The sequence below is a fragment of the Sorangium sp. So ce204 genome, assembly GCF_051526795.1.
Taxonomy (GTDB): Bacteria; Myxococcota_A; Polyangia; order Polyangiales; family Polyangiaceae; genus Sorangium; species Sorangium cellulosum_B.
The window spans coordinates 13,088,984-13,114,258 of record NZ_CP150317.1; the positions used below are offsets into that span (position 1 = coordinate 13,088,984).

A 25,275-nucleotide genomic window follows, 5' to 3' on the forward strand; every position below is an offset into this window, starting at 1 on the left:
GCCGAGCGAAGGAGAAGCATCGTGGAGACTCAGACCAAGCTTCCGCCCATGCCGGGGCTCTCGGGCCCCGAGAAGAAGCGCTTCATGAACGGCACCCACCGCGCGGCCTCGCCCGAGGAGACCCTGGATCGGATCAAGGGCTTCATGCCGGCGATGGGGATCACGCGGGTCGCCAACGTCACGGGGCTCGACGCGATCGGGATACCGGTCGTCGTCGTGTGCCGCCCCAACTCGCGCTCTCTCTCGGTCAGCCAGGGAAAGGGGCTGACGCTCGCGGCGGCGAAGGTCTCGGGGCTGATGGAATCGATCGAGGCCTATCACGGCGAGAACATCGTCCGGCCGCTGCTCCTCGGCTCCTCTCGCGACATCCGGCGCTCCCACGCGATAGCCGACGTCTCCGCGCTGCCGCGGACCTCGAGCGTGCCGTTCGACGAGGACACCCCGCTCCTGTGGGCCGAGGGCTACGACCTCATGCGCGGCGCCCCGGTGTGGGTCCCCTACGAGCTCGTGCACGTCAACGCCACCGCGGCGGGCCGCGTCAACCCGGGTATCTTCTGCTGCTCGACCAACGGGCTCTCGTCGGGGAACGGGCTCCTCGAGGCGGTGAGCTACGGTATCTGCGAGGTGGTCGAGCGCGACGCCACGGCCGTGTGGGGGGCCCTCACCGACGAGGAGCGGGACGCGAGGCGGCTCGATCTCGACAGCATCGATGATCCCGGCTGCCGCGAGGTGCTCGCGAGATTCGCGGCCGCCGGGGTCGCCGTCGGCGCGTGGGAGACCACCTCCGACGTCGGTATCCCCTCGTACGAGTGCCTGATCGCCGAGCGGACGGAGGACGCCGTCCGTGCGCTCCACGGCTCCGGCGGGCAAGGCTGCCATCCGTCGCGCGCCGTCGCGCTGCTCCGCGCCCTCACCGAGGCCGCGCAGACCCGGCTCACGGTCATCTCGGGCGCGCGCGACGACCTCCTCCGCGCCGAGTACGACCGCCACCGGAGCCCCGATCAGGTCCGGCACGTCCGCCGGCTGCTGACGGCGCGCGGAGAGCGCCCGTTCTCGGCGGGGCCGACGTTCGCGGGCGACACGTTCGAGGACGACGTCGCCTGGCAGCTCGAGCGGCTGCGCGCGGTCGGGATCGACAGCGTCGTCGCCTTCGATCTCACGAAGCCGGAGTTCGGCATCCCCGTCGTCAAGATCGTGATCCCCGGGCTCGAAGGGATCCACTCGTTCCCCAACTACATCCCTGGCCGCCGGTTCCGCCGCGCGCTCGAGCGCCGGAGCGGGAGCGCGGCGAGCCCGAAGGAGATCGCATGAGCCTCATCGTCTTTGTCGGTCCGACCCTCTCGCTCGAGGCCGCGCGGGCGGAGCTCGACGCCCTCTATCTGCCGCCGGTCTCGCAGGGCGACGTCTACCGGGCATGCGCCAAGCGCCCGAGCGCCATCGCGATCATCGACGGCTACTTCGAGCGGGTCCCGGCGGTCTGGCACAAGGAAATTCTCTTCGCGATGGCGCAGGGCATCCACGTCTTCGGGAGCTCCAGCATGGGGGCGCTGCGCGCCGCCGAGCTCTCCGCCTTCGGCATGGAAGGCGTGGGCGCCATCTTCGAGGCGTACCGCGACGGCCTCATCGAGGACGACGACGAGGTGGCCGTCGTCCACGGCCCCGCGGACAGCGGCTTTCGCGCCGGCTCCGAGGCGATGGTCAACATCCGCGGGACGTTCGACGCCGCGGCGGCCGCGGGCGTGATCACCTCCGCCACGCGCGACGCGCTCACGGCGGTCGCAAAGTCTCTTTACTATCCCGACCGCGTCTATCCCGTGATCCTCGACGCCGCGTCCCGCCACGGCGTCCCGCAGAGCGAGCTCGCGTCGCTGCGCGACTTCCTCCCGAAGGGGCGCGTCAACCAGAAGCGCGACGACGCGATCGCGCTGCTCCGGCACCTCCGCGCGCGCGCCGAGGCGGGCTTCTCGCTGAAGACCGTCACGTACAGGTTCGAGGTCACCGAGTTCTGGTGCCGCGCCGAGCAGGCCGCCGGCGAGATGGTCGCCGCGGAGCGCCCGACCGCCGGCGACCCGTCGCCGTACGAGACAGTGGCCCTCGACGGCATCCTGGACGAGCTCCGCCTCGACGCGGCGGCGTACGGCCGGGCGAAGCGCGGGGCCATGCTCCGGTACCTCGCGCTGCAGGAGGCCGAGCGGCGCGGCCTCACCGTCGACAACGCCGCGCTGGAGCGGGCGTCCGACGCCTTCCGCCGCGAGCGGCGGCTCTACGAGCCGGACGACGTGAAGGCGTGGATGGGTCGGTTCAGCGTCGGCTGGGGCGAGCTGACGCGGCTGCTCCGCGACGAGGCGCTCATCGGCTGGGTCGAGAAGGCGGTCGACGAGGTGGCGCAAGGCCACGTCCGCGACCACCTCTCGGTCTCCGGCGAGTACGCGGAGCTGCTCTCCCGGGCCCGCGACAAGCAGCGGCGCCTCGCCGAGCTCGGCCTGTCGAACCCCGCCTTCTCCGACGCCGGGATGGCCGAAGGCGACCTGATCCGGTGGTATTTCGAGCGATGCCTGGGCGCGCCCGTGCCGCCCGATCCGGCGGGCGCGCTGCGCTCCGCCGGCTTCGCCGACGCGGACGAGTTCAAGCGCGTTGCGCTGCGCGAGGTGTGTTATCGCCGCGCCGCGCACGGCGACCGGGCCGCGAGCGCCTCGGCCCCGGAGCGCCGGTGACGCCCGCGATCTCGCTCCGCGGGGCGACGAAGGTCTTCGCGTCGCGCCGGGCCGTCGACGCCGTGTCGTTCGAGGTGCGGCGCGGCGGCGCCACCGCCCTCCTCGGCCGGAACGGCGCCGGGAAGACGACGACGATGCGCCTCGTGACAGGCATCCTCTGCCCCGACGAGGGCGCGGTCGAGGTGCTCGGGGGCAGGAGCGACAGCGTCGCGATCCGCGATCGCGTCGGCTACCTCCCGGAGGAGCGAGGCCTGTACAAGCAGATGGAGGTCGCCGAGCACCTGGCCTTCCTCGGCGAGCTCAAGGGCGTCCGCCCGCGCCGCGCGCGCGAGAGCGCCGCGCGGCTCCTCCGGTCGCTCGAGCTCGGGCACGTCGCGCGCGCGCGGATCGAGACGCTGTCGAAGGGCAACCAGCAGAAGGTGCAGCTCTGCGGCGCGCTCGTCCACGACCCGGAGATCCTCGTCCTCGACGAGCCCATGTCGGGCCTCGATCCCGTCAACGCCGTGCTCGTGAAGCGGCTCTTCGGGGAGCTCCGCGCCGCCGGAAAGACCCTCTTGCTCTCGACCCACGTCATGCCGCTCGCCGAGAGCCTGGCCGACCACGTCGTCGTCGTCGATCGGGGGCGCGTCGTCCTTTCGGGGCCCGTCGGCGAGGTGAAGGCGTCGTTCGCCGGCAACACGGCGCGGATCGAGTTCGACGGCGACGGGACCTTCCTCCTCGGCGTCGACGGCGTGGTGAGCGCGCGGATCGAGCCGGGCGCGGCGGAGCTCGTGCTGCGCGACGCCGGCGACGCGCAGCGGGCGCTCTCGGCGGCGCTCTCGCGCGTCCGGGTGCGGCGGTTCGAGGTCTCGTCGCCGTCGCTCGGCGAGATCTTCTCTCGCGTCGTCGGCGAGGGCGCCCCGCCGCCGCTCGCCCCCAGGCCGCGCGCTGCCCGCGGCGCGGCGCTGGAGGCGTCGTGAGCCGCATCCTCGTCGTGCTGAAGCGTGAGTACGTCGCCTCGGTGAAGACAGCGTCCTTCGTCCTCACGACGCTCCTCCTGCCGGTCCTCTTCGCGGCGGTGGGCCTGCTCCCCGCGCTCCTCGTCGCCGCCGGCGCCGGCGAGCGCTCGGTCGTCGTGGTCGACGGGACAGGCCGGCTCCGCGGGGTCGTGGAGGCCGCCTCCGCGGGCCTCGCCGAGGAGGCGTCGGCGCGGTCCTCCGCGAGATCGCTCGGCGCCGCGATGGGCAGCGCCGTACTCCCGAGGGCCGCCCGGCTGCGGCTCACCTACGTGGCCCCCGGGGACGCCGCCGCCACGACCGCGGCCGTCGCGGCGCTGCTCGACGGCGCGAGGGCGGGCGCCACGACGGGAGGGCGCGGCGTGGACGGCGTCGTGGTGCTCCCGCCCGAGATGCTCGAGGACCCCGGCGCGCGGGGCGCGCTGTACGCGAAGGGGGCTGACCTCGATGCCGTCGAGCACGCCGCGGCGGTGGTGGCGCGCGGCGTCGCCGTGGCGCAGTGGACGGCGCGCGGCCGCGACGCCGCCGAGATCGAGGGCCTCCTGTCGCCTCCTGCGTTCGACTCGGCGCCCCTCTCCTCGAGCGGCCCCGGGGGCTCCGGCGGCGACCTCGACCTGCTCGTCGCCTTCGGCTTCGGCGGCCTGCTCTTCGTCGCGGTCCTCTTGAATGGTCGCGAGATCTTGCGCCGCATCGTGCAGGAGAAGTCGGACCGGATCATGGAGATCCTCCTCTCCTCGGTGACCCCGTTCGAGCTCCTGTCCGGGAGGATCCTCGGCCTCGCCGCCGCCGGCCTCACGCAGATCCTCGTGTGGCTCGGGATGGCGGCTGTCGCGGGCGTCGCGACAGCCGCGCTGGGAGGGCCGCGCCTCCTCGACGCCGAGACCCTGCTTCGCCCCATGGTCGCCGTGTACTTCGTCGTGTTCTTTCTGCTGGGATATCTCGTGAACGTGGCTGTCTATGCCGTCGGCGGCGCGGCCGCGAGCTCCGAGAAGGCCGCGCAGCAGCTGATGAGCCCGATCTCGATGGCGCTCTCCGCGCCGCCGTTCTTCCTCGTGGTCATCGCCGGTCACCCCGGCTCGACGCTCGCCGTCGTGCTCTCGATGATCCCGATCTACGCCCCGATGGTGATGTTCGTCCGGGTCCTCGTCTCCGAGCCGCCGCTCTGGCAGATCCTCGTCGCCATCGGCGGCACCGGCGCGACCGTGCTGCTCTTCATCTGGGTGGCTGCAAGGATCTTCCGGACAGGCGTCCTCTCCCAGGGAGCGACGCCGACCCTCCGCGAGCTCTGGCGCTGGGCCCGCGAAAGGTGACGCGTTCGGACGGCGCCATCGGCCGTCCGGACGCGCGGCGCAGCGCGTTCAGGCCGCCGACAGCGTCTTGCCTGTCTCGAGCAGCGTCTTCAGATCGCTCAGGATATAGCTCCAGCCACCGCCGGCTTCCTTGATCGCGCCCGAGGTGATGGCGGCTGTCTTGGGCGCGTCGCCGACCTCGTGGGTCACGGTCAGCGACGTGATGCCGTAGGGGCTCACCTCGATCTCCCAGGTAAGTCGCCTGAAGCCCTCCTCCTTCATCTCGGGATCCCAGAGGATGCGCCACGTCTGAACGAGCTTTCGCGGGGGATCGGCCTCGATGACCTCTCCATCGATGATCACGTTGGGGCCGCCGTGCTGGGCCATCTCCGCGCTCGCGAACGCCTGGTATTTGCCGCCGGGGCGCAGATCGTACTCTGCGCGGGCGCAGTAACCGTACCTCTCGATCCACTCGGGCTTCGTGATCGCATCCCAGACGGCCTCGGGCGTCGCCTTGATGTGGACTCGGTAGATGTGGACCGGCTTCTCACTCTTCGTCGTCATTGTTCTTCTCCAGGTGTTTCTTCAGATCAACGAGCGCCGAAATGCGCCCCTCGGTGTACTTGTCGATCCAGCGGTCGTGGATCTGGCGAATGGGGACCGGGTTCAGGTAGTGGAGCTTCTTCCGGCCCGATCGAACCGTGACGACGAGCCCCGCGGCTTCGAGCACCCGGAGGTGCTTCATCACGCCGAACCTCGACATCTCGAGCTCGGACTCGAGCTCCGTGAGCGTGAGGCCGTCACGCGCGAAGAGCCGGTCGAGGAGGGAGCGCCGGGTGGGATCGGCCAGCGCCTTGAAGACGCGATCGTCGTCCGTCACCTCCTTGATATGTTACCAAATGGTCACCTGTCAAGGTCCAGGATGCTCGGCCTGCGCGGGTCCGGGCGCGGGCCGTGGCAGGTGCTCCGATGTGGGATGCGAGGGCGGCGACAGCTTTACGCTCGCGCTCGGCGATCGAAGGCATGGGCGCGAGGGGATGCGGTGACGCGGCGGACGCCGGCTGTGCAGCCAGTTCGAGGGCGGCCGGGCGGTCGATAAGCGGGCGAGGGGCGACCTCAGAAGCCTTCGCCGTTTTCGAGGATCGACGGGCAGAACGCGCGGACGCCCACGCACTCCGCAGGAGGCTGCAAGAGGTCGAGGCTGGACCCGCACGAGAGCTCCTTGAGGGTGCCGGCCATGGCGATCAGGCAGGTCTTGGCCTCCGCGACAGTGATGGTGCACCCCTCGAAGTCGTACGTGAAGCACCTGGTCGACGTCAGAGGTTCACTTCCAGAGAGGAGGCACTGCCGCCAGATGTTCACGCATTCCTCTATCCCGGTGGCGTTGAGCAGTCCGATGAGATCGCACTGGTCTATCTTCGAGAGCTTCATCGGCTCTCTGAGATCGTCGCACACCTGACTGGCCTCTTCGGCCGTCAGCTCGCCGAGCTGCCGGCTCTCGTCGAGGGCGACCGCGGTCTCGCCCCCATCGTCGCCGCACGCCGCGAGCGCGAGCCCAGCCGCCAGGATCTCGAGAAGCGTCATCCATCTCATTCGAGCTCTCCTTGACGAGGAAGGTGCGCTGGTGGCCGTTCAGGACCCGCAGGCGCCCCGTCGCCCCGACGATACACGCGCCCCGCGCTCGTCGATGCGCCGGAGCGCCCACGCGTCTGCGCCTCGGGTCGAGGGCGCCTGGCTGGGCCAGGGAAGAGGCTGTCGCGGCGTGGGGGCGGGAGATGGCCGTGTTCGCGCTCGGCTCGAACAGCCGCGTGCGCGGCAGCCTCGGCAAAGTGGATGGGTCGCTGCCGTGACGGGGCTCAAGCCCGCGCCGCCTCGAGAACCCGGTAGAAGCTCGGCGTCTCTCGCACGCCTTTCACGCAGAGGCCCGCGGCATCGAGCAGCGCGCGGTACTCGGCCTCGGTGCGCTCGCGTCCCCCGGTGTTCACGAGCATGTTGATGTCGCTGAACGTGAGGACCCAGTCAAGGGCCGTGTTGCCGCGCTCGCAGGGGCCGGCAGGGGCGGGCGCCTCGACGACGAGGAGGCGCGCCGAATCGTCCATCACCTCGCGGCACTTGCCCAGGAGCTTCAAGCTCCGGGCGTCATCCCAGTCGTGGAGCACGCTCTTGAGCACGTAGAGGTCGGCGGCCGGAGGCGCAATGTCGAAGCAGCTCCCCGCGACGAAGGACGCGCGGGCGCCCACGCCGCGCGATGCGAACAGCTGGAGCGCCCCTTCGCGCGCGTGATCGAGATCGAAGACGACCCCTTCCACGCCGGCGTGAGCCTCCAGGATCGCGCAGAGCAGGGCGCCGTAGCCGCCGCCCACGTCGATCACGCGGCGCACGCCGCGGAAGTCGATCGCCCCGACGATGCCTGGCGCGACCCCGCGGGTGAGCTCCACCATGGCCTGGTGGAAGATCACGGCGGCGGCCGGGTCGCGCGCCATCTCATCGAAGTGCTCGGTCCCGGACGACGCGGCGGCGTCCGCGGCGCCCCACGCCATCCGGCCGGTGCGGATGCAGTCGGTCAAGCGGCCCCAGGCCCGCCAGACGCCCGGCCCGCCCATCAGACGAGACCACGCGCGCCGCGAGCTCGGGGAGCTCGTCTCCAGGCATCGCCCCATCTCGGTGAGCTCGAACCGCTCCCCGCTCGGGGCGAGCAGATCGAGCGTGACGAGCGCCCGGAGCAGGCGCTCCGTCGCGTCGGGGTGCGTGCCGAGCCGCGTCGCGACCGCGCTGCTCGGAAGCGGTCCCCCGGCGAGGACGTCCGCGACGCCGAGCTCCGCGGCCGCGTGAATGACCTGCGGCACCCAGAGGCTCATGATCATCTGGTTCAGGCGGAACGCAGGGGGCAGATTCGTGGGAGAGCAGCTCGACATGGTGTTCGCTCCTTCGAGGCCTACCCTGGGGAGCGCGACGCCGCAGGTATTGTAAAGATTTTACCTTGCCAGCTCCGCGCTCCCCGAGTGGATCGTGGCGGCCGGTCTTCCGGACAGCGGCACCTATCGCACCCGGGACGCGGCGACGCAGCGACGCGGCTGACGCCGGGCGTGCAGCCAGATCGAGATCGACCGGTGAGCGGGGCGAGCGGCGACCTCAGAAGCCCACGACGTCTTTGAGGAGCCACGGGCACTTCTCGCTGACGCCCGCGCACTCCTCAGGGGACTGCAAGAGGTCGACAGGAGACTGCAAGAGGTCGATGTCGGACCCGCACGAGAGCGCCTTCATGGCTTCGGTCGCGGCGATCATGCAGGCCTTGACCTCCGCGACCGTGGCGGTGCACCACTTGAACTCGGACGTGTTGCACCTGCTCGACGTCAGAGGTTCACCTGCGGTGGCGAGGCACTTTCTCCAGGCGAGCACGCATTCCCCTTCCTCGGGGGAGAAGAGCAGTCCGACGAGATCGCACTGGTCCACTTTCGCGAGCTTCATCGGCTCGGCGAGATCGTCGCACACCTGCCCGGCCTCTCTGGCCGTCAGCTCGCCGATCCGCTGGTTCTCATCGAGGGCGATCGCGGTCTCGTCCCCATCCTCCCCATCGTCCCCAGCGTCCCCACCGTCGCCGCACGCCATGAGCGCGAGCCCAGCCGCCAGGACCCCGACAATCGTCATCCGTCTCATTCGAGCTCTCCCGGATAGAGAGGGTGCGTTCGTGGCCGTTCAGGACCCGCAGGCACCCCGTTCGCCTCGATGATACCCGCGCCCGCCCTCGGCGCGCCTGCAGAGAGCGTGCAGATTCCTGCGCTCGCGCGGCAGGCGCGAGCCTCCGGCGTCGCGCGCTGCGTCGGGCGCGGGCAAGAGCAGAAGAAACGAGACATCGCCCAGCGAGAGCTCGGCCCGTCCTAGAGAGCGGCCTCGCCGTGAGCCGTGCCGCGCGCGGTCGAGGCGCTCTCCGGCCGGGTCCAGCCCTGGTGTCCCCGCGGCGTTCACGGAGAAGCTTACCCCGCCGCGGGCTCGTGCCGGCGAGACCGAGCCGCGCGGCGGGGCGGGCGCCGCGCTCAGGCGTGTCAGCCCTCGCTCTCGTCTTCCTCTCCCCCTCCGTCCAGGGCCCCCGGGCACTTCTCCTCGATCGCGGCGCACGCCGCCGGCTTCTCCGCGAGGTCAGTGATCGTCGATTCGCACGTGAGCGCCTTGAGGGTGCCTACCATGGCGTCCACGCAGGCCCTGACCTCCGCGACCGTGGCGGTGCAGCCGGTGAACTGGGACGCTCCGCACGCTTCGAGGTCGTCCGTCTCCCCGGGCTCCTCCGGATCGCTGATGCATTCCTGCCTGGTGGTCTCACACTCCGTTCCGAACAAAGAGGCAAGCACCCCCGCGGCCTCGCACGCGTCCTCCTTCGAGATCGTCTTGGCCTGCCCGCGGAGATCGTCGCACAGGCCGTCGGCCTCCTCGGCCGTCAGCGTGCTGAGCTGTTTGCCTTCGATGTCGCTCTCGCTACCTCCATTACCAGCACCCTCATCATCGCCGCAAGCCACGAGCGCGAGACCAGCCATCAGAAACCCGAGAAGCTTCATCCGTGTCATGTCGAGATCTCCTTGAACGAACGAGGACGTTCACCTTGAGCGCGCCTGCGCGGCCCTCCGAGCGACGCCAGAGCGCCTGGTAGCGCTGGGCGCGGGCGCCTTCCGCGCGACTGCGCTGCTCAGACGGGTCTACGTTCGATGAGAAGATTCCTTTCCTCCGCGAACGGCGCGCGCAGCTTTCCCACGCGAGCGCCGCCCGCCTACCCGCCAGCGAACTCGCACAGGGCTTCCTCGCCGTGTCTGCGAGGCCATGGGCGCGCGCTCGCCCGGGGATACCGGGCATGATGCGCGGTTCACCCGTGGCTCATGTCACGCTGCGACCGTGACATGTCACGCTGCAACCCCGTGACATGTCACGCTGCGACCGTGACATGTCACGGTCGCAGCCCGTGACACGTCACGAAGAAATGAGCCGCATTTCACGGCGAATGGATCCTTGCCCGGCGCGTGGAACGCGACGGAATCGAGACATCGAGCAACCTCTGCGCCTGGCACAAGGCGTGCACTGACCGCTCCGAGCGGGCCCAGCGGTATCGAGCTTCCGGACCGGCGATGGCGTGAGCCGGCGCGCCCGCCTCTCCTCATCTTCCTCATGAGCAGCGCGCCGGAACCCCCCTGCCGTCTGCGCCTGGAACCCAGGCCGAAAAGCAAACGTGTGCACGAGCCAGAACAAGAGGTGTCCATGAAGCTGATATGCAGATCTGCCTTCCTCACGCGTTCCGTTCTCCTGGCGGTGCTTTGCACCGCATCCGTGGCGTGCGTGGACGGTCCCGAGAATGGTGATGTCTTCCTTGGTGTACCCGCCGGCACGACCATCAACTTCGCAGGCAAGTTCAATGCTGGCAGCGAAACGATCCGTGTCCAGGTGCTGGCCGATCCTGACGATGAGAACGATCCTGACTACGAGAACTGGGTGACGCTCGAAACCACCACCAGCGCTTCGACCCCCACGGATCAGGGTTTCGGTGAGTGGTACGAGTGGTCAGTCAACGCGACCCCCGTGCCGAGCTCGCCGACCTCTACGGAGAGCGCCCGCTGGCCCGAAGGCGGCCTCCTGCGCTTCCGCGTCGTCGACGATATAGGCAGCGCCTTTGCGACCTTCGATCAGGACCGGCTGGATTGCTATCAGACGGTAGGTATGCGCCAGCTGACCACCGAGGAGGACGAGAACTGGATTGCCGTAGGGGAAGAGTGCAAGAGCAACTGGACACAGGCCGTGCTGGTCAACGCTTCGAAGACGCCGACCGACCTCGAGGACACGCCGGCGTACCTCTCGCACATTGAAGAGAACGGGGTCGGCTCCCCGGAACACACGGCGGAATACTACGACGAGATAGACGCGCCGGTCTCCCTCACCGCCTTCAAGACCCGGTTCGGGTTCGGAGCCGCGGGCTCGGATGAGGTGTCGGCCGTCTACTACAACGCGGGCGATCTCGGCGTCGGCCGGGAGATGAACTGCAAATCGTATAATCCATACCCGACAAACCCGACACACCCGAATACCGGCGTAGCCTGCTTCGTGAGCAACTACGACGACGATGTGAACGACAACGTGAACGTCTTCGGAGCAGACCCGATCGACAGCCTCGCCAACACGGTGAGCGGGTTATATTCGGGCGTCCACAGCGGCGCGTTTGCCACGGTCGCCATGTGGTACATCCCGCCGATCACGGCGGATGACAGCGTGCGGTTCGCCGTTTATGGCCCGGGCCCGAATTACCTGCTCCTGCCTGATGCGCAGCTCGACTCCAAGGGCTACAACAAGGGTATCCCCCAAAACTGCATCGTTTGCCACGGCGGCGCCAGATACGATGCGTTGAACGACAGCGTGGACGGGGGGGGCGCGCGGTTCTTGCCGTTCGACCTCTCCGCCTTCGAGTTCTCGACCGCGTCGGGCTTCACGCGCGCCGCTCAGGAGGAGAAGTTCCGCAAGCTGAACAAGCTCGTCCTCCAGGCCGGGCCCACCGCGGCGACCCAGGAGCTCATCAACGGCTGGTACGCCGCCGGCAGCGTGAGCACGGTGGGCACGGTCCAGAATAGCGCCTTCATCCCGCCCGGTTGGACAGGGAACAAGGCGGACGAGAAGATCTACTCGGCGGTCGTCGCGCCGTACTGCCGTGGTTGCCACGCCGCCCAGAGCAGCTCCTTCTACAACTTCGCCGATAAAGGTGATTTCCAGACGTGGGGAAACATCGGGTCCATCGAGGCAGACGTCTGCACGGTGGGCCTCGATCCGGCGAAAAACCATGTGATGCCCAACGCCGAGGTCACGCTGGATCGGTTCTGGAAGAGCCCCGCGCGGGCCTACCTCGCCGGGTACTTCGATATCAAGAGCAGCTGCAAGCCCTAGGACACCGATCACGTTGATCGAGCGAGAAATGAACCGCCAAGACACCAAGATATTTCTCCGTTCTTGGCGTCCTTGGCGACTTGGCGGTTCGAAATTCTGCGCTCTTCAGGCAGTTTCAACCCGTTTGTCGCTCTAGGAGACGACCATGACGCGAAGGTGGATGATCACGGGCGTGGGCGTGGGCGCTGCAGTGGCCTTGATCCTGGCCCTCGCCGGGCGGGGTGGTGATTTTCGGCCACCGAAGACGGTAACTGTGCCTTTCGGTCCACCGGCGGCGGCGCCCCGGCCTCGCCCGGCCGGCGAGGCCGAAGCGACGGTGCTCGCGGCGACGTCCTCCGCGCCATCCACGGAGCCCGTGGTGGAGCGGGGCGTCGCCCTGGCGCTGCGCATCCGTGACGACATCTGCCGGTGCGAGACCCGGGAGTGCTTGCACCGCACCGGCGCGACCTTCAGGGGCACCGGCGGCCGCGCCGTCTCGAAGATCCCGGAGGAGAGCAAGGTCATCGAAGCGGCCAGGCGCGAGACCAACGCCTGCATCAAGCGCATCAGCGTGGCGGAGGACCGGGCCGCCGCCGCGCTCGAAGCTACACACGACGCTCCGGAAGGCGGGTAGAGGGCCTCCGCCGAGGCGGCCGGGCGGCGTTGCCGTGCGCTCCCGGCCGCTCAGGCGAGCCCTCCACGCCGGCGCACGATCCCGCGCGCCGGCTGGGCCCGGGTTGGATCCATGCCTTCCGAGGGGCTGCGATCCGTCGTCACGCTCCACCGAAATCCCGACGAACGCGACGGTTCGCCACCGCAAATTCACCCGCCGCGACGAGGGCTCAGGGGCTCATGCCGGCGACGTCGATCAGCGCCGCGCGCGTCCGGGTCGGGGTCGTCCCGCTGAATTGCTTCACGTCCCGCGCGAGGTGCGCCTGGTCGTAGTAGCCGAACCGCTGGGCGAGCTCCGCCCACGTCCCCGTGGCGCCCGTCCTGAGGTGCCGCACCAGCCGGTCGAAGCGAACGAGGCGCGCGAGGAGCTTGGGCGGGACGCCGACGTGCTCGCGGAACAGGCCGATCACGTGCTTCTGGCTGTAGCCGAGCTCGCGCGCGAGGGCGCGCATGTCGACCGCGCCCCCGCGCTCCTCGATCCGGCGGAACGCCCACGAGACCACGCCGATCTCGAGCCGCGCCTCGTCCACGCGGTCGCCGAGCGCCCGCTCGATCAGGTCGAAGCGCGCGTCCCAGGTCGGGAGCTCCTCGAGGCGCTCCGCCAGCCGGGCGTGCTTTTTGGGCAGCAGATCGCGCGCCGAGATCACGCGCCCGGTCAGCTCCTCCATGGGCACGCCGAAGAAGAGCCGCGCCCCGATGGGGGTGAGGTTCACCTGGAGCCCGCGCTGGAACCCGTCGTGCTCGGTGATCGTGAAGGTGGCGTCGAGGCCCGCGACGAAGCCGCCGGGGTGCGAGGAATGACGGCGATCGCTCCCCGCGTCGAACACGCGCAGCGGCGGTCCGAACTCGATGATCACGACGATCTGCGGCGCAGGGAGCTCGCGCCGCCGCAGCGGCCCGGGCGTCTCCTCGGTGTAGCCGCTGTAGTCGCGGATGTAAGGGCGGAGGCGCGGCGCCGGGGGCCGCGTCGCGATCTCCCAGCGGCCCTCACCGGAGCTGCCGCGGGAGATCCTTGCGCGAGGCGCCAGCGCTTGCATCGCGGGGCAAAGATACCCGTCGACGCGGGCGCGAGCCAGCCGCGCGCCGGGCGGGGCGCGTCAGCGGATCGTCTTGCAGCACCGGAGCCCAAGGTGGTAGTTCGCGTGCCACGCGTCCTCCATCGGCTCGACGTGCCAGCGCGGGCTGTAGGCGCAGTGATCGGGGTAGGTCTCGCGGCCCTTCGGCCTCGGGGCGTCGTGCTCGCGGGCGACCTCGACGTAGAACCAGGCGCTCCCCTTGAGCTGGCTGTACAGCTTGCCGTCGTCGCGGTCGCGGCGGGTCATGATCTCGGCCACGTTGCCGTGCTGATCGAACACCCCGAACCGCGAGCGGCACGCGGGGAAGGACCCCGCAGGCTCGGTATCGGTCGCGCAGGTCTGGTAGGCAGAGCGCGCTGTGTCGCCGTCGCACGGCTTGCCATCGATGTCGCGGTGCGGCGTCTGTGTGTGGCAGACGGCGAGATCGAGCGCGTCGCCGTAGGCGTACGTCCTCGGCTTGCCGCCCTCGGGATCGCCGCGGCACGCGAGGCTCCACTCGTCCTCGGTGCAGAGGCGCTTGCCCTGCAGGCTGCACACGGCCGCCGCCTGCGTCGGGCTCGCCCAGACCATCGGCAGCTCGCACGGCTTGTTGGGGAACTCGAAGACGTCGATGCAGAACGCGGCCGACGCCGGCTTCCCGCGCCTGTACACGGGCACCATGTTCTCGTGGCCGCCGCAGCGGGCGCGCTGCTCCTCCGTCTGGAGGACGACGCCCCGGAGGCCCTCCAGGCACTGTTCCTTCGAGCGCGTGTGCCGCGCGAGCTCCTTGTTGCCCTGGTTGAGCCGGGCAGGGGAGCCGCCGCCGAAGTTCTTCTCCAGGAAGAGCTCGGGGTTCTTGAGCTTCCGCTCTCGCTCCGAGAGCTCCTTCAGCGAGAAGAGCCGCACCAGATCCTCGCGCGCCTCATAGTGGGTCGCCATCGGATCCCCGACCGCCCCGGGCGCGCCGGCGTCGCCGCCGGCCGCGTCGGGCGCGCCAGAGGCCCGAGGGGCCGGCGCCCCCGGGGCGGAGGCCGCCGGGCCCGGAGGCGGCGCGGAGGCGCTGGCCGGAGGCGGCGCGCCGGCGTCGCGGCCGCGATCGGCGTCGCCGCGGGAGCAGGCGGGCGCGGCGACCGCGAGCGCCGCCAGCACGAGGTGCAAGGGACGGGAAGGAGGAGGCACGTGGAGCGAGCGGGGCACGTCGAGCTAGAGAGGCACGTGGAGCGAGCGGGGCACGTCAAGCTAGAGAGGCACGTGGAGCGAGCGGGGCACGTCGAGCTAGAGAGGCACGTGGAGCGCGCGGGGCACGTCGCGCGAGATCAGAGGGCGGCCTCGACGATCTCGGAGAGGCTCGCCTCGTCGACGACGCCCGTCAGGTAGGCCGCGACCTTCCCCTGCCGGTCGATCACCACGAGGCTCGGCAGCTTGTCCACCCCGTAGTGGGCCGAGGCCTCCTTCGCGTCGTCGATCAGGATGGGATACGAGAGGCCCTTCTTGAGCGCGTACTGGCTGGCCACCTGGGGCGGGTCGTCCACGTTGACGCCGAGCACAACGAGCCCCTTCTTCTCGTAGCGGCGCGCGATCCGGTCGAGGATCGGCGCCTGGACCGCGCAGGGACCGCACCACGTCGCCCAGAAATCCAGGATCACCGGCTGGCCCCTCAGCTCGGCGATCTGCATGCGCGCGCCGGGCTCGCCGTTGGCGGCGACCGGCAGCGTCACGTCGGGGGCCTCCGCGCCGACCATGCCCGAGGCCCCCGGCGCAAGGCGCGGCAGGATCACAAGACCAATCAGCGCGCTCAGGGCGATGAGCAACGCGACTGCAGGATAGAGAATCTTGCCGGAATCGGGCTGGGGTTCGGCCATACGGGCCCTGGGCTTCATAGCAAATCTTTGGGCCTACGTCCGAGCGGCTCTGGTACGGTCCGGCGCCTCGACCGGCCGGGCGCTTCGCCGCCTGGCCCGGGGGCGGGGGCGCAGCGCGGCTCGCCGCGCGACGCCGCCGCCACCGGGAGGGGTCGGGGGCGCAGCGCGGCACGCCGCGCGATGCCACCGCCGTTCGGGTCACGTCGTCGCCCGCGCGCTGGAGGAACCATGCTCGATCGTCCGAATCTTTCACGAGAGAATCCCGCGGGGCCGCGCGGACGGCGCCCGCCGCCGGGGCCCCTTCCGGCCAAGCAGGCGGCCAAGTGGCCCCCCGATGACAACGATCTGCCCGGCGCCCCGCCGGCGCCCGCAGGCGGCGGTGGCTTCGCGGACGACGGCAACTTCAAGCGCGGGCGGTTCAGCCCCGTGTCGATCGTGGTCGGCCTCGTCGTCGCGCTCGGCGCCGCGGGCGCCATCTGGCTCGGCGTCAAGCAGGACAGCCAGAAGATGACGGTCGACGCCGTCTCCAAGGAGAAGAAGAACATCTTCGTCCTGCCCAAGAAGGACCAGCTGCCCCTGTGGCGCAAGTGGGCCGCCGCGAGCTCCGAGCTGTCGCTCCAGCAGGAGGCCCTCATGCAGCTCGCGTGGGCCGACGATCCCGAGGGCGTCACGCACGCGCAGAACGCGCTCGCGCTCCCGGACCACCGCGTGAAGGGCGTCGCCGCGCAGGTGCTCGCGTACTACGGCTCGCCCAAGGCCGACGGCGCCAAGCACGCGCTGCTCGAGGCGCTCAAGGTCGCGGACGAGAGCGACAGGCCCCAGCTCGTCTGGGCCCTCGTCGAGCTCAAGGAGCCGGCCGCGTTCAAGGACGCGATGGACCAGTACAGGAAGGGGTTCCTCTCGAAGGTCGAGCGGCTCGGCGGCGGCATCGCCTTCGACCCCGAGAAGCTCGCCGGCCTCGTGTCGCTCGAGGAGCTCTCCAAGCTCGCGACCGACGAGAGCTCGTCGGTGCGGCAGCTGGTCGCGACGGTCCTGTCGCGCAACGCCGAGCCCAAGTGGACGAGCGCGCTCATCACGCTCGTGAAGGACAAGGACGTCGAGGTCGCGCGCGAGGCCGCGAACGGCCTCGGGCGGATCGGCGACGAGACGGCGCGCGCCCCGCTCCTCGAGGCCCTCGCGAACGCCGACAAGGCCAGCCGCCAGCGCTTCCTCGAGGCGCTGCGCGACGGCATCGGCGGCGAGGGGCTCGTGCTCGCCCTCGAGAGCGTGAAGCAGGACCCGGAGGAGACGACCTGGTTCCAGACGAAGCAGATCATGGAGATGCTGCGCGAGCTCGCCGACCCGCGGTCGGCCGACCCGCTCGTGAAGTGGATCGAGGCCAAGAAGCCGCCGCTGCACTGGCAGGGCGAGGCGGGGACGCGGCTCGCCGAGGTCGGCGACATCCGCGCCGCCAAGTTCCTCGGCGAGCGGCTGCTGGCCGACCCGCTCAAGCTCTACAAGCTCGAGAAGTTCTGGGAGGCGGACGAGGGCGGGCACCTGTCGCGCACCGATCTGCCGCGCGTCGTCGGCGCCCGCATGCTCGCCGATCTCGCCACGATCCACGCGGACAAGGCCGCCGAGCTCAAGGCCGCGGCCGAGGCCCCGGTCATCCTGTGGCTCAAGGATCGCCCGCAACCGCACGCGAACGGCCTGCGCTTCCTCGCCACGGTCCGCTCCGAGAAGATCCTGAAGGACATGCGCGACTGGGCCTTCCCGACGGATCCGCTCCCCAAGGAGGGGCAGCTGCCGCCGTTCCCCACGGCCTTCGAGACCGCGCAGAGCGCGCTCCGGTACATCGGGCGCATGAAGGACGAGCCCTCGTACCCGAAGCTCCTCGATCAGTTCAGCCGTAAGAAGGATCCGAAGATGGACATCACCCAGGACGGGCTCCAGGGCGCTGGGCTCTCGATGCTGGGGATGGCGCTCCGCGCGGTCGCCTACGGCGCGTCGCAGGGGCTCGCCGAGTGGGGCGATCCGCGCGCGGTGGAGAAGCTGACGAAGCTCATCGAGGACGAGCTGTGGCACGAGGAGGCCCGCCAGGCCGCCTGCGAGTCGATCGCCTGGTGCGCCGACGACAAGGCGATGATCGAGGTGGCGAAGAAGGCGAAGGAGTTCGCGAGCAAGAAGGAGCCGCGCAAGCAGCTCATCGGCGCCTGTTACGCGTCGTCGCTCGCGCTCCGGCCGGTGCCCGGCGCGGCCGCCGAGCTCGTCACGCTCCTCACGGCCGACGTCGACCCCGGGGTGCGCATGGCCATCGCGCGCGCCATCGGCATCGGCGGCTTCGACGAGGCGGTGCAGGGGCAGCTGTTCGAGAAGCTCAAGGACGTCGAGGTCCGGAACGCCGCGGCGCTCGCGCTCATCCTCGGCGGCACGAGCGACACCGCGGCGCGGACGGTCGCGATGTACGCCGACTTCGACAAGTCCGCGCTGGACGACCTGAAGGACCACTACTACCGCGCCTTCGGCTACTGGTCGGACGAGGACTTCAAGCGCGGCAACCTCTACCGGTACGTCGCGAACGCCGAGGCGATCACGCGGGTGAAGGTCGCCGACGCGCCGCAGGAGTGGGCGCGGCAGCGGCTCCAGGCCCAGTTCGACAACCTGAAGTACGACAACGGCCCGCACTCGGAGACCCGCGTCGTGCTGCGCTACCGGCTCTTCCAGGAGGCCAAGGGCGGCGACGGCGCGAAGAAGAAGGGCGCGATCGAGACGCTCAAGTTCATGAAGGAGAAGGGCGTGCTCATGGCCCTGCGGCACGAGCAGGGTGAGACGGGCGCGCTCGCGAAGCGCGCGTTCCACGAGCTCATGAACCCGAAGGCCACCGTGGCCGAGGACCTGAGCAAGTTCGCCCCGGCGAAGGCCGGGGGCGCCGACACGCCGTAGCGGCGCGCGGTCCGGCGCGGCCGGCGCGCGCACGAAGCCGCGGCGCACGATCCGGGGGCAGGCAGCCCGGGAGCGCTCGAGGGGAGGTCGTCCTCTCCGGAGCTCCCGGGCTTCCTGTTTTTGTGCTGGCAGCGCGGCCATTTCCGTCTCCGGCGCGCGCCGGGCTGGCCGGGGTGGTCGGGTGACCGGCGCGTGTCGGGCTGGACAAAACGCACGTTTCGGAAGAGTGTTCGCGCCGAGGTGCACTGTGGCGACCTGGCGTGATGAGCTCATCGAAGCCGTGAAATCGAAGGCGGAGCGCGAGGCAGAGGAGCTCGCGCGGCACAAGAAGCGGGTCGCCGAGGCGCTCGCGGCCGCGGAGTCGGCCGTGTCGCTGGGGGCCGAGTCGCTGAAGTTCGCGCACGAGAGGCTGCGGGAGAAGGGGCAGCCCATCGCGCTCACGCAGGAGCAGGACAAGCACCGGCTCGCGCTCGGTGATTTCAGCCTCTCCCTCGAGCTCCTGCGGGAGTCCGCGATCGTCCGGGTGACGTTCGGCGACGGCAAGCCGCGCGAGTTCGACTTCGCGAAGGACCGTCACATCGCGCCCGCCGACGTGGAGGAGTACATCGGCCGTCGCGCGCTCGAGCTGGTCCGCGCGGCGCAGAAGGCGTCGCCGTGGTGAGCGCCGGGCGCGCCGCGGCCCCGCTGTCGCCCCGCGCATGGGGTCTCCGCCGCGGCCTCGCCGCCGGCCTGCTCGCCGCTGTCGCGGCGTGCGCTCCGCCGGCCGCGCCGCCCCGCCATCCTGACGCGCCGCCGGCCGCGAAGCCTGCCGCGCCGGCGCCCGCCGCGCTGGCCTCGATGGAGGTCGATCCCGCCGCGGAGGCGCGGATCGCGGCGGACGTCGCGTACCTCGCGTCGCCCGAGCTCGCGGGGCGCGGGACCGGCGAGCCCGGCGCCGATCTCGCGGCCGAGTTCATCGCGCGCCGGTTCGCGGAGCTCAAGCTCTCGCCGCTGGGCGGGCCGGGGAGCGACGCGAAGGCGTACCGGCAGGTGTTCGACGCGCGGGTCGGCGCCGACGTGGCGCCCGCGGCGCTCGCGGTGCAGCGCGCGGGCCGGAAGCAGAGCGTCGAGGCCGGCAAGCTGGTCACGGCCGACGGGAGCGCGAGCGGCACGGTGTCGGGCGCCGCGGTGCTCGTCGGCCATGGAGTGACCGCGCCGGCGCTCTCCTGGGACGACTACGCCGGCCGGGATATCGAGGGGAAGATCGCGATCGTGCTCGACGGCGTGCCCACGCTGGAGGGCCGCCCGGGTGGAGCGGCGCAGGCCGCGCACGGCGGCGCTGCGCCTGCCAATCCGCACGGCGGCGCTGCGCCCGCGGGTCCGCACGGTGGCGCTGCGCCTGCCAATCCGCACGGCGGCGCTGCGCCTGCCAATCCGCACGGCGGCGCTGCGCCTGCCAATCCGCACGGCGGCGCTGCGACCGCCGATCCTCATCATCATGCTCCGCGGCCGGCGGACGCGCTCCGCGACTTCGGCAGCGTCCGCTACAAGCTCCGCACCGCCCGCGAGCACAAGGCCGCGGGGGTGATCCTGGTCGCGGCGGGCGACGAGCTCCCGCGGGTGCCGGACGACGCGGCGAGCATGGGCATCCCGGCCGTGGTGATCACGCGCTCCGCGGCCCGCGCGCTCTTCCCCGCGGCCGGGCTCGCGCCGCCCGCGAAGCCGGCCCCGGCGAAGCCGGCAGACGCGAAGCCGGCCGCGGCGAAGCCTGCGGCCGTGAAGCCGGCCGCGACCAAGGCCGCCGCGCCGAAGCCGCTCGACGGCACCACCGTCGAGATCACGACCAAGGTCACCGCGCGCATGGCGCCGGCGTCGAACGTGATCGGCCTGCTCCCCGCGCGGGACGGCTCGCCGCACGCCGGTGAGTACGTCGTCGTCGGCGCGCACTACGATCACCTCGGCTACGGGGGCACGTCGTTCTCGCGCGCGCCCGGCGTGCATGCGGTCCACCCGGGCGCCGACGACAACGCCTCGGGGACGGCGATGCTCCTGGAGGTGGCGCGGCGGTTCGCCTCGCTCCCCGAGCGGCCGGCCCGGAACCTCCTGTTCATCGCGTTCGGCGCCGAGGAGCTCGGCACCATCGGCTCGCGCCACTTCGTCGATCACCCGCCGGCGCCGCTCGCGGGCATGAAGCCGGTCGTGGCCATGATCAACGCCGACATGGTCGGCCGGATGCGGGACGACAAGCTCCTCGTCGACGGCCTGGGGACCTCGCCCGACTGGAAGTCGATCGTGGACGACGCCGCCCGCGGGCTCGGCCTCACGCTCCAGTTCGGCGTCGAGGGCTTCGGCGCGAGCGATCACGCGTCGTTCACGGCGTCGCGCGTCCCGATCGCCTTCCTGTTCACGGGCGTCCACGAGGACTACCACCGGCCGAGCGACACGGCGGACAAGATCAACGTCGCGGGCGTCTCGCGGTGCTCCGTGCTCGCGGCGCGGATGGCGCTCGCCCTGTCGCGGCGCGACGCGCGGCTCGCCTTCACCGACGCGCCCGCCGACCCGCACCGCAGCATGCGCGGCGGCTTCCGCGCGTCGCTCGGCACGATGCCGGACTACGCGTACCAGGGGCCCGGCGTGAAGCTCACGGGCGTGCGCCCCGACGCGCCGGCCTCGCGCGCTGGCATGCAGGCGGGGGACGTGATCGTGCGCATCGGCGCCCACGCCGTCACCAACATCCACGACTTCATGTTCGCGCTCGGCGATCTCGAGCCCGGCCGCGAGGTCGAGATCGAGGTGGATCGCGGCGGGACCCGGGTGCCGCTCAAGGTCATCCCCGCCCCCGGCCGATGAGCCGGCGCTCTCGCCGCGCCGCGCCGCCCGTCGCGCCACCTCGACGGCGCAGGGCTCCACGCGGGCCCTGCGCGGTCAGCCTCGCCTTCCTCTGCGGCCTCACGGCCGCGATCCTCGCCTGCGACAGCCCGCCGCCCGCGCCGCCCGCGGGGACCGGCGCCGTGGCCTCTGGAAGGCCCGAGCGCGCCGGCGGAGCTGCGGATGCGGATGCCGAGACCGCGCCGCCCGACGCCGCTGTGGCAGACCCATCGGGCGCCGCGGCGGAGCTCGCCTACACCCCGGCGGAGCCGCCGGACGCCGCGGCGGAGCTCGCCTACACCCCGGCGGAGCCGCCGGATGCTGGGGCAGCGATGACGTACGCCGTGGCGACGGCCCTCGACGGCGGCTCGCCGGACGCCGTGGCGGCAGCCCTCGACGGCGGCTCGCCGGACGCCGCGGCGGAGGCCCTCGACGGCGGCGCTCCGGACGCGGGGCTGCCCGGCAGCTCCGAGGGGTGCCCGGACGACATGGTCCTCGTCGAGGGCGACTACTGCCCCGTGGTCGACCAGATCTGCCTGAAGCACCACAAGGAGTACGAGAAGGACCAGGCGCGACGGGCGACGCCCTACAAAGAGGCCGAGGGCCCGAGCAGCGTCAGCGAGCGGTGCCTCGAGTACAGGCGGCCGAGCGAGTGCCTCTCGAAGAAGCGCGCGCCGATGCGTTTCTGCGTCGACCGCTACGAGTGGCCCAACAGGAAGGGCGAGCTCCCGGCGCTGCTCGTCTCGTGGCGCCAGGCCGTCAAGGCGTGCGAGGGCGCCGGCAAGCGCCTCTGCTCGGAGGACGAGTTCAACTTCGCCTGCGAGGGCGAGGAGATGCTCCCGTACACGTACGGCTTCGTCCGCGACGCGACCAAGTGCAACATCGACCGGCCCTTTCGCCAGCGCGAGGTGACGCTCTACCACTACGAGCGGTGCCTGCGGCATCCCAAGTGCAAGGCGGAGCTCGAGCGGCTCGATCAGCGCGTGCCTGCGGGCTCGATGCCGGCGTGTGTGTCGCCGTTCGGCGCCTACGATCTCAACGGCAACATCAACGAGTGGGTCGTGCGGCCGGGCCGCAAGTCGCCGGAGCGGAGCGGGCTGAAGGGCGGCTGGTGGGGCCCCATGCGCGGCCGCTGCCGCCCCACGGTGGGGTTCCACAAGGAAGAGGACTACGGCTACGAGCAAGGGTTTCGTTGCTGCAAGGATGCTGCGGCGCGGTGAGCGCGCGGTGGCGCGTCCTTTTTGAGGCGCGCGCGGCCGCCGACCGGGGGTACGCTCCTGTCCAGCGGGCCCGCGACGCGGCGCTCGCCGGCGAAGGGCCTGCGGCTCCTCCTCCGGGGGCCGGGGCTCAGATCTCAGCGGCGGGCCGTCACCGGCCCGTCGCTCACGCGGGGAGCGCCCCGCACCTCGAGGAGACCTTGATGAAGCGATCCATGTGGTTCACCAGCGCGCGCTCGGCCGCCTCGGTCGTCCTTGCCCTCGGAGGCCTCGGGCTCCTGACCTCCGCGTGCAGCCGGGGCCGAGACGCCGAGGATCCGTCGGATCCGCAGTACAACGCGTACAACCAGCAGCAGCCGGGGTACCAGCAGCCCGGGCAGTACCAGCAGCCCGGGCAGTACCAGCAGCCTGGGCAGTACCAGCAGCCGGGGTATCAGCAACCCGGGCAGTACCAGCAGCCGGGCACGACCGCTCCGGCGACGACGGGGCAGCCGGGCCCGCTCGCTCTCCCGTGTTCGAACGACATGGTCTGCGGCACGCACAAGTGCAACACGGCCGTGGGCAAGTGCGCCTTCCCCTGCGCGGCGAACACCGACTGCGCGGCGGGCTTCTCGTGCATGGGCGCGGGCTCGGCGACGGCGATCTGCGTGCCTGGCGGGCAGTAGGGAGCGCCGGGGTCCGGCCGCGCGCCGTGCGCGGCGGCCGCCGGACACCCTCACGGGAGCGCTGCCTCGCGCGCCATCCCAGGGATCGGGGTCTCCTCGGGGCAGCGGGCAGCCTCCCCGAGGTCGGATCCGGTCGTGGCGGGGCAGCTGAGCTGCCTGCCTGGGACCGGATCCGGTCGTGGCGGGGCAGCGGGCAGCCTCCCGGTAACCGTATCCGGGTGGTGCTGCACTTTGGCCCGAAGTGCAGCACTCGCGCTCAAAGTACAGCACCCTACGCGCGCAAAGTGCAGCACTCACGACCCCTCCGGGGGATCGAACAGGGACAGCTGGACCGGCCCTCTGGGCGGTTCGGGCGGAGGAGGAGGAACGGCCTGGACCGGGGATGCCGGCGGAGGAGGCGGCTCGCTCTTGCGGCGCTGCTTCAACGCCGGGGTCGGCTCGGTCACGAGGCGCAGGAAGCCCCGGTTGTTCGGAAGCGGCCTCGCTGGCGCGGAGGGCTCGCGATGAGTGAGCGGCTGCGCTTCGGGAGCGGTCCCCTCCTCCTCGGTCGTGAGCGTGTCCAGGAGCTCGTCCAGCGACCACACGTGGTCGGTGATGCCGGCCTGCATGGCGGGCGTGACGCGGAGCGTGCGCACGACGCGGACCAGGTTGTACGCCACGTAGTTCAAGGCGACCGCCGCCGCGTGGTGGTCGGCCTTCTTGCTGAAGGCGTAGCAGAGCCGCCGCATGCGCCCGTTGCTGTGGCGCGTGGAGCCGTTCAGGCGCTCGACGTAGGACGTCGACGCCTTGGCCGGGTCGGGCGCGCCGTACACCACGGACTTCGTGATGAAGGGGTCGCGGGGCGGCTCGTACCGGTGGTCATCGTCGCGACGCCCACGGCTGCCAGAGCGGTAGTTCTTGACCGTCTGCATGTAGTCGATGCTCGGTCCGAACGACGTACCCACGGCGGAAATGTAAGGCGCGAAACCGTCGCTGGTCAGCTGCGGCATGACCAGCATGCGGGCGCGAAGGTCCTTGATGAAGGCGTCCGTCGTCGCCTGGTCGCGCTTGCCGACACGCCAGCAGATGACCATGCGACTGGTCGCGTCGATGGCAACGAAGGTGTACGCCTCGCCAACGGTGGGCGGGTCGGCCTCGGTCACACGGGACTGCTTCTTCTGCACGAAGGACCAGACCTCATCGACCTGGACAAGGCTGCACTGCACGTCTCGCACGAGGCGGTCATGCAGGCGCACCGCACCGGTCCCCAGCGCCAGCAGGAGGCGCGTGATGGTGCGGTGGTTGACCTCGGTCATGCGCTCGACCGCCCGGATGCTGTTGCCGTCCAGGAGCGCCGCGAGCACACGCAGGCGCTTCTCCGCCGGGAGTACGTTCGCCACGGGACCCTTGCCTTTCCCCGGCGGAGGGCCCACGATCCGGTCTGCCAGGACGTCGGACGGGTCGCACCGCTCGGCTTCTGCCGCCCTGCTCCTAGTTTGCCGCTGGGAGCGGGGCGTTTTCGTCTAAGGTCCTCTGATTATAGCGGTTTTGCCGAGGAAAACCGCTGGCAAGGACGCAGAAGAGGGGGCGCTAGGACAGGGAATGTCCTAAATATACTAATGGGGCGCACTGGCCGCCCCGACCCGGGGGGCGGCGGTTACTTGGCCGCGGCGGCGAGGGGGGTGTAGCATGGGCATGAGGTGGTGGACCCCCGGAGTTTCGATGCCGTTCTCGCCAGAGTTTAAGAACCTAATCGCCCAGCGGCTTACGGAGCGCAACGCGGTCTCTCCGTGTGCCAGATGCGGCAACAAGAACCACGTTATTCTCGACGGGTTCATAACCCCTCTTCTTCAACAGGACCCAGGCGGAATAGTTGTTGGCAGTCCAAATGTGCCAATGGCCGCAGTCGCATGTGCCAAATGCGGCAACACCTCGCTTCACGCACTGGGCGTGCTTGGTCTGCTTGATGAGCTAAGGACCGAGGAGCAACCGTGAATGAGCCCGCTCATCCGTTCGACACGAGCCAACTGCTTCTTGCGACTCGATCGCCGATGGTTAGAAGGATGCATTACAATGTATCCCAGGAACTATTGGTAGTGACGGAGGATAAGGTCCATCTGTGTTTGGCCAACCACCTTAGCGCAATCGGCAAGAGAAACGCGTGGCACAC

At 70.8% G+C, this 25,275-nt stretch carries 21 protein-coding genes; 11 read left to right on the top strand and 10 right to left on the bottom strand.

Going from position 1 to position 25,275, the window contains the following annotated elements; translation table 11 throughout:
- Window positions 1-21 precede the first annotated feature (21 nt).
- Genes WMF22_RS49605 through WMF22_RS49620 form a run of 4 tightly spaced genes read left to right on the top strand, consistent with a single transcriptional unit; the run spans window position 22 to window position 5,019 of the window.
- The gene (locus tag WMF22_RS49605) at window positions 22-1,311 is read left to right on the top strand and encodes a YcaO-like family protein (protein ID WP_438034286.1); all 1,290 of its coding nucleotides are present in this window, start codon (window positions 22-24) and stop codon (window positions 1,309-1,311) included.
- Complete coding sequence (locus tag WMF22_RS49610) at window positions 1,308-2,714, top strand: TfuA-like protein (protein WP_437296825.1); 1,407 nt, start codon at window positions 1,308-1,310, stop codon at window positions 2,712-2,714. Before WMF22_RS49605 ends, WMF22_RS49610 begins: the two co-directional genes overlap by 4 nt.
- Window positions 2,711-3,673 (top strand): ABC transporter ATP-binding protein, encoded by a 963-nt coding sequence (locus WMF22_RS49615; RefSeq protein WP_438034287.1) that lies wholly within the window; start codon window positions 2,711-2,713, stop codon window positions 3,671-3,673. Before WMF22_RS49610 ends, WMF22_RS49615 begins: the two co-directional genes overlap by 4 nt.
- Window positions 3,670-5,019 (top strand): ABC transporter permease, encoded by a 1,350-nt coding sequence (locus WMF22_RS49620; RefSeq protein ID WP_438034288.1) that lies wholly within the window; start codon window positions 3,670-3,672, stop codon window positions 5,017-5,019. Before WMF22_RS49615 ends, WMF22_RS49620 begins: the two co-directional genes overlap by 4 nt.
- A gap of 48 nt (window positions 5,020-5,067) precedes the next feature.
- Here the strand turns inward: WMF22_RS49620 and WMF22_RS49625 are convergent, their stop codons facing one another.
- From WMF22_RS49625 to WMF22_RS49650, 6 genes are all read right to left on the bottom strand, one after another.
- On the bottom strand, window positions 5,068-5,562 hold the full coding sequence (locus WMF22_RS49625; protein ID WP_437296828.1) for an SRPBCC family protein: 495 nt from the start codon (window positions 5,560-5,562) through the stop codon (window positions 5,068-5,070).
- Window positions 5,546-5,878, bottom strand: coding sequence for an ArsR/SmtB family transcription factor (locus WMF22_RS49630; RefSeq protein WP_437296829.1), 333 nt, complete (start codon window positions 5,876-5,878; stop codon window positions 5,546-5,548). The genes WMF22_RS49625 and WMF22_RS49630 overlap by 17 nt, the downstream gene beginning before the upstream one ends.
- 236 nt (window positions 5,879-6,114) lie before the next feature.
- Window positions 6,115-6,582: a hypothetical protein gene (locus tag WMF22_RS49635; RefSeq protein ID WP_438034289.1), complete on the bottom strand. Its 468-nt coding sequence runs from the start codon at window positions 6,580-6,582 to the stop codon at window positions 6,115-6,117.
- A 272-nt stretch (window positions 6,583-6,854) separates the two neighbouring features.
- Window positions 6,855-7,913: a methyltransferase gene (locus tag WMF22_RS49640; protein ID WP_438034290.1), complete on the bottom strand. Its 1,059-nt coding sequence runs from the start codon at window positions 7,911-7,913 to the stop codon at window positions 6,855-6,857.
- A 217-nt stretch (window positions 7,914-8,130) separates the two neighbouring features.
- A complete protein-coding gene (locus WMF22_RS49645) occupies window positions 8,131-8,646 on the bottom strand; it encodes a hypothetical protein (RefSeq protein WP_437296832.1) in 516 nt (171 codons plus the stop codon).
- 395 nt (window positions 8,647-9,041) lie between these two features.
- On the bottom strand, window positions 9,042-9,557 hold the full coding sequence (locus WMF22_RS49650; protein ID WP_438034291.1) for a hypothetical protein: 516 nt from the start codon (window positions 9,555-9,557) through the stop codon (window positions 9,042-9,044).
- A 682-nt stretch (window positions 9,558-10,239) separates the two neighbouring features.
- Here WMF22_RS49650 and WMF22_RS49655 point away from each other — a divergent pair.
- Complete coding sequence (locus WMF22_RS49655; RefSeq protein ID WP_438034292.1) at window positions 10,240-11,907, top strand: hypothetical protein; 1,668 nt, start codon at window positions 10,240-10,242, stop codon at window positions 11,905-11,907.
- A 145-nt stretch (window positions 11,908-12,052) separates the two neighbouring features.
- Entirely contained in the window at window positions 12,053-12,520 is a 468-nt protein-coding gene (locus tag WMF22_RS49660; protein ID WP_438034293.1) for a hypothetical protein, read from the top strand.
- 208 nt (window positions 12,521-12,728) lie between these two features.
- On the opposite strand, the gene WMF22_RS49665 is transcribed toward WMF22_RS49660, so the two are convergent.
- The 3 genes from WMF22_RS49665 to WMF22_RS49675 form a co-directional block, all read right to left on the bottom strand.
- Window positions 12,729-13,595 (bottom strand): helix-turn-helix domain-containing protein, encoded by an 867-nt coding sequence (locus WMF22_RS49665; RefSeq protein WP_438034294.1) that lies wholly within the window; start codon window positions 13,593-13,595, stop codon window positions 12,729-12,731.
- Between the two features lie 60 nt (window positions 13,596-13,655).
- A complete protein-coding gene (locus tag WMF22_RS49670) occupies window positions 13,656-14,810 on the bottom strand; it encodes an SUMF1/EgtB/PvdO family nonheme iron enzyme (RefSeq protein WP_438034295.1) in 1,155 nt (384 codons plus the stop codon).
- Between the two features lie 119 nt (window positions 14,811-14,929).
- Complete coding sequence (locus tag WMF22_RS49675) at window positions 14,930-15,475, bottom strand: TlpA family protein disulfide reductase (RefSeq protein ID WP_438034296.1); 546 nt, start codon at window positions 15,473-15,475, stop codon at window positions 14,930-14,932.
- A 228-nt stretch (window positions 15,476-15,703) separates the two neighbouring features.
- Between WMF22_RS49675 and WMF22_RS49680 the strand changes: the two genes are divergently transcribed.
- The 5 genes from WMF22_RS49680 (at window position 15,704) to WMF22_RS49700 (ending at window position 23,126) form a co-directional block, all read left to right on the top strand.
- On the top strand, window positions 15,704-18,397 hold the full coding sequence (locus WMF22_RS49680) for a HEAT repeat domain-containing protein (RefSeq protein WP_438034297.1): 2,694 nt from the start codon (window positions 15,704-15,706) through the stop codon (window positions 18,395-18,397).
- 280 nt (window positions 18,398-18,677) lie between these two features.
- Window positions 18,678-19,058, top strand: a complete 381-nt coding sequence (locus WMF22_RS49685) for a hypothetical protein (protein WP_437296839.1) — start codon at window positions 18,678-18,680, stop codon at window positions 19,056-19,058.
- Window positions 19,052-21,226, top strand: a complete 2,175-nt coding sequence (locus WMF22_RS49690) for a M20/M25/M40 family metallo-hydrolase (protein ID WP_438034298.1) — start codon at window positions 19,052-19,054, stop codon at window positions 21,224-21,226. Before WMF22_RS49685 ends, WMF22_RS49690 begins: the two co-directional genes overlap by 7 nt.
- A 161-nt stretch (window positions 21,227-21,387) precedes the next feature.
- Window positions 21,388-22,464, top strand: a complete 1,077-nt coding sequence (locus WMF22_RS49695; protein WP_438034299.1) for an SUMF1/EgtB/PvdO family nonheme iron enzyme — start codon at window positions 21,388-21,390, stop codon at window positions 22,462-22,464.
- Window positions 22,465-22,664: 200 nt separating this feature from the next.
- Window positions 22,665-23,126 (top strand): hypothetical protein, encoded by a 462-nt coding sequence (locus WMF22_RS49700; protein WP_438034300.1) that lies wholly within the window; start codon window positions 22,665-22,667, stop codon window positions 23,124-23,126.
- Between the two features lie 293 nt (window positions 23,127-23,419).
- On the opposite strand, the gene WMF22_RS49705 is transcribed toward WMF22_RS49700, so the two are convergent.
- Complete coding sequence (locus WMF22_RS49705; RefSeq protein WP_438034301.1) at window positions 23,420-24,505, bottom strand: transposase; 1,086 nt, start codon at window positions 24,503-24,505, stop codon at window positions 23,420-23,422.
- Window positions 24,506-25,275 lie beyond the last annotated feature (770 nt).

What these genes read in the sequence shown, in the direction of transcription:
- WMF22_RS49610 (WP_437296825.1), top strand. Translation starts at nt 1,308, where the DNA reads ATGAGCCTCATCGTCTTTGTCGGTCCGACCCTCTCGCTCGAGGCCGCG.
- WMF22_RS49625 (WP_437296828.1), bottom strand. Translation starts at nt 5,562, where the DNA reads ATGACGACGAAGAGTGAGAAGCCGGTCCACATCTACCGAGTCCACATC.
- WMF22_RS49635 (WP_438034289.1), bottom strand. Translation starts at nt 6,582, where the DNA reads ATGACGCTTCTCGAGATCCTGGCGGCTGGGCTCGCGCTCGCGGCGTGC.
- WMF22_RS49640 (WP_438034290.1), bottom strand. Translation starts at nt 7,913, where the DNA reads ATGTCGAGCTGCTCTCCCACGAATCTGCCCCCTGCGTTCCGCCTGAAC.
- WMF22_RS49645 (WP_437296832.1), bottom strand. Translation starts at nt 8,646, where the DNA reads ATGACGATTGTCGGGGTCCTGGCGGCTGGGCTCGCGCTCATGGCGTGC.
- WMF22_RS49650 (WP_438034291.1), bottom strand. Translation starts at nt 9,557, where the DNA reads ATGACACGGATGAAGCTTCTCGGGTTTCTGATGGCTGGTCTCGCGCTC.
- WMF22_RS49655 (WP_438034292.1), top strand. Translation starts at nt 10,240, where the DNA reads ATGAAGCTGATATGCAGATCTGCCTTCCTCACGCGTTCCGTTCTCCTG.
- WMF22_RS49660 (WP_438034293.1), top strand. Translation starts at nt 12,053, where the DNA reads ATGACGCGAAGGTGGATGATCACGGGCGTGGGCGTGGGCGCTGCAGTG.
- WMF22_RS49665 (WP_438034294.1), bottom strand. Translation starts at nt 13,595, where the DNA reads ATGCAAGCGCTGGCGCCTCGCGCAAGGATCTCCCGCGGCAGCTCCGGT.
- WMF22_RS49675 (WP_438034296.1), bottom strand. Translation starts at nt 15,475, where the DNA reads ATGGCCGAACCCCAGCCCGATTCCGGCAAGATTCTCTATCCTGCAGTC.
- WMF22_RS49680 (WP_438034297.1), top strand. Translation starts at nt 15,704, where the DNA reads ATGCTCGATCGTCCGAATCTTTCACGAGAGAATCCCGCGGGGCCGCGC.
- WMF22_RS49700 (WP_438034300.1), top strand. Translation starts at nt 22,665, where the DNA reads ATGAAGCGATCCATGTGGTTCACCAGCGCGCGCTCGGCCGCCTCGGTC.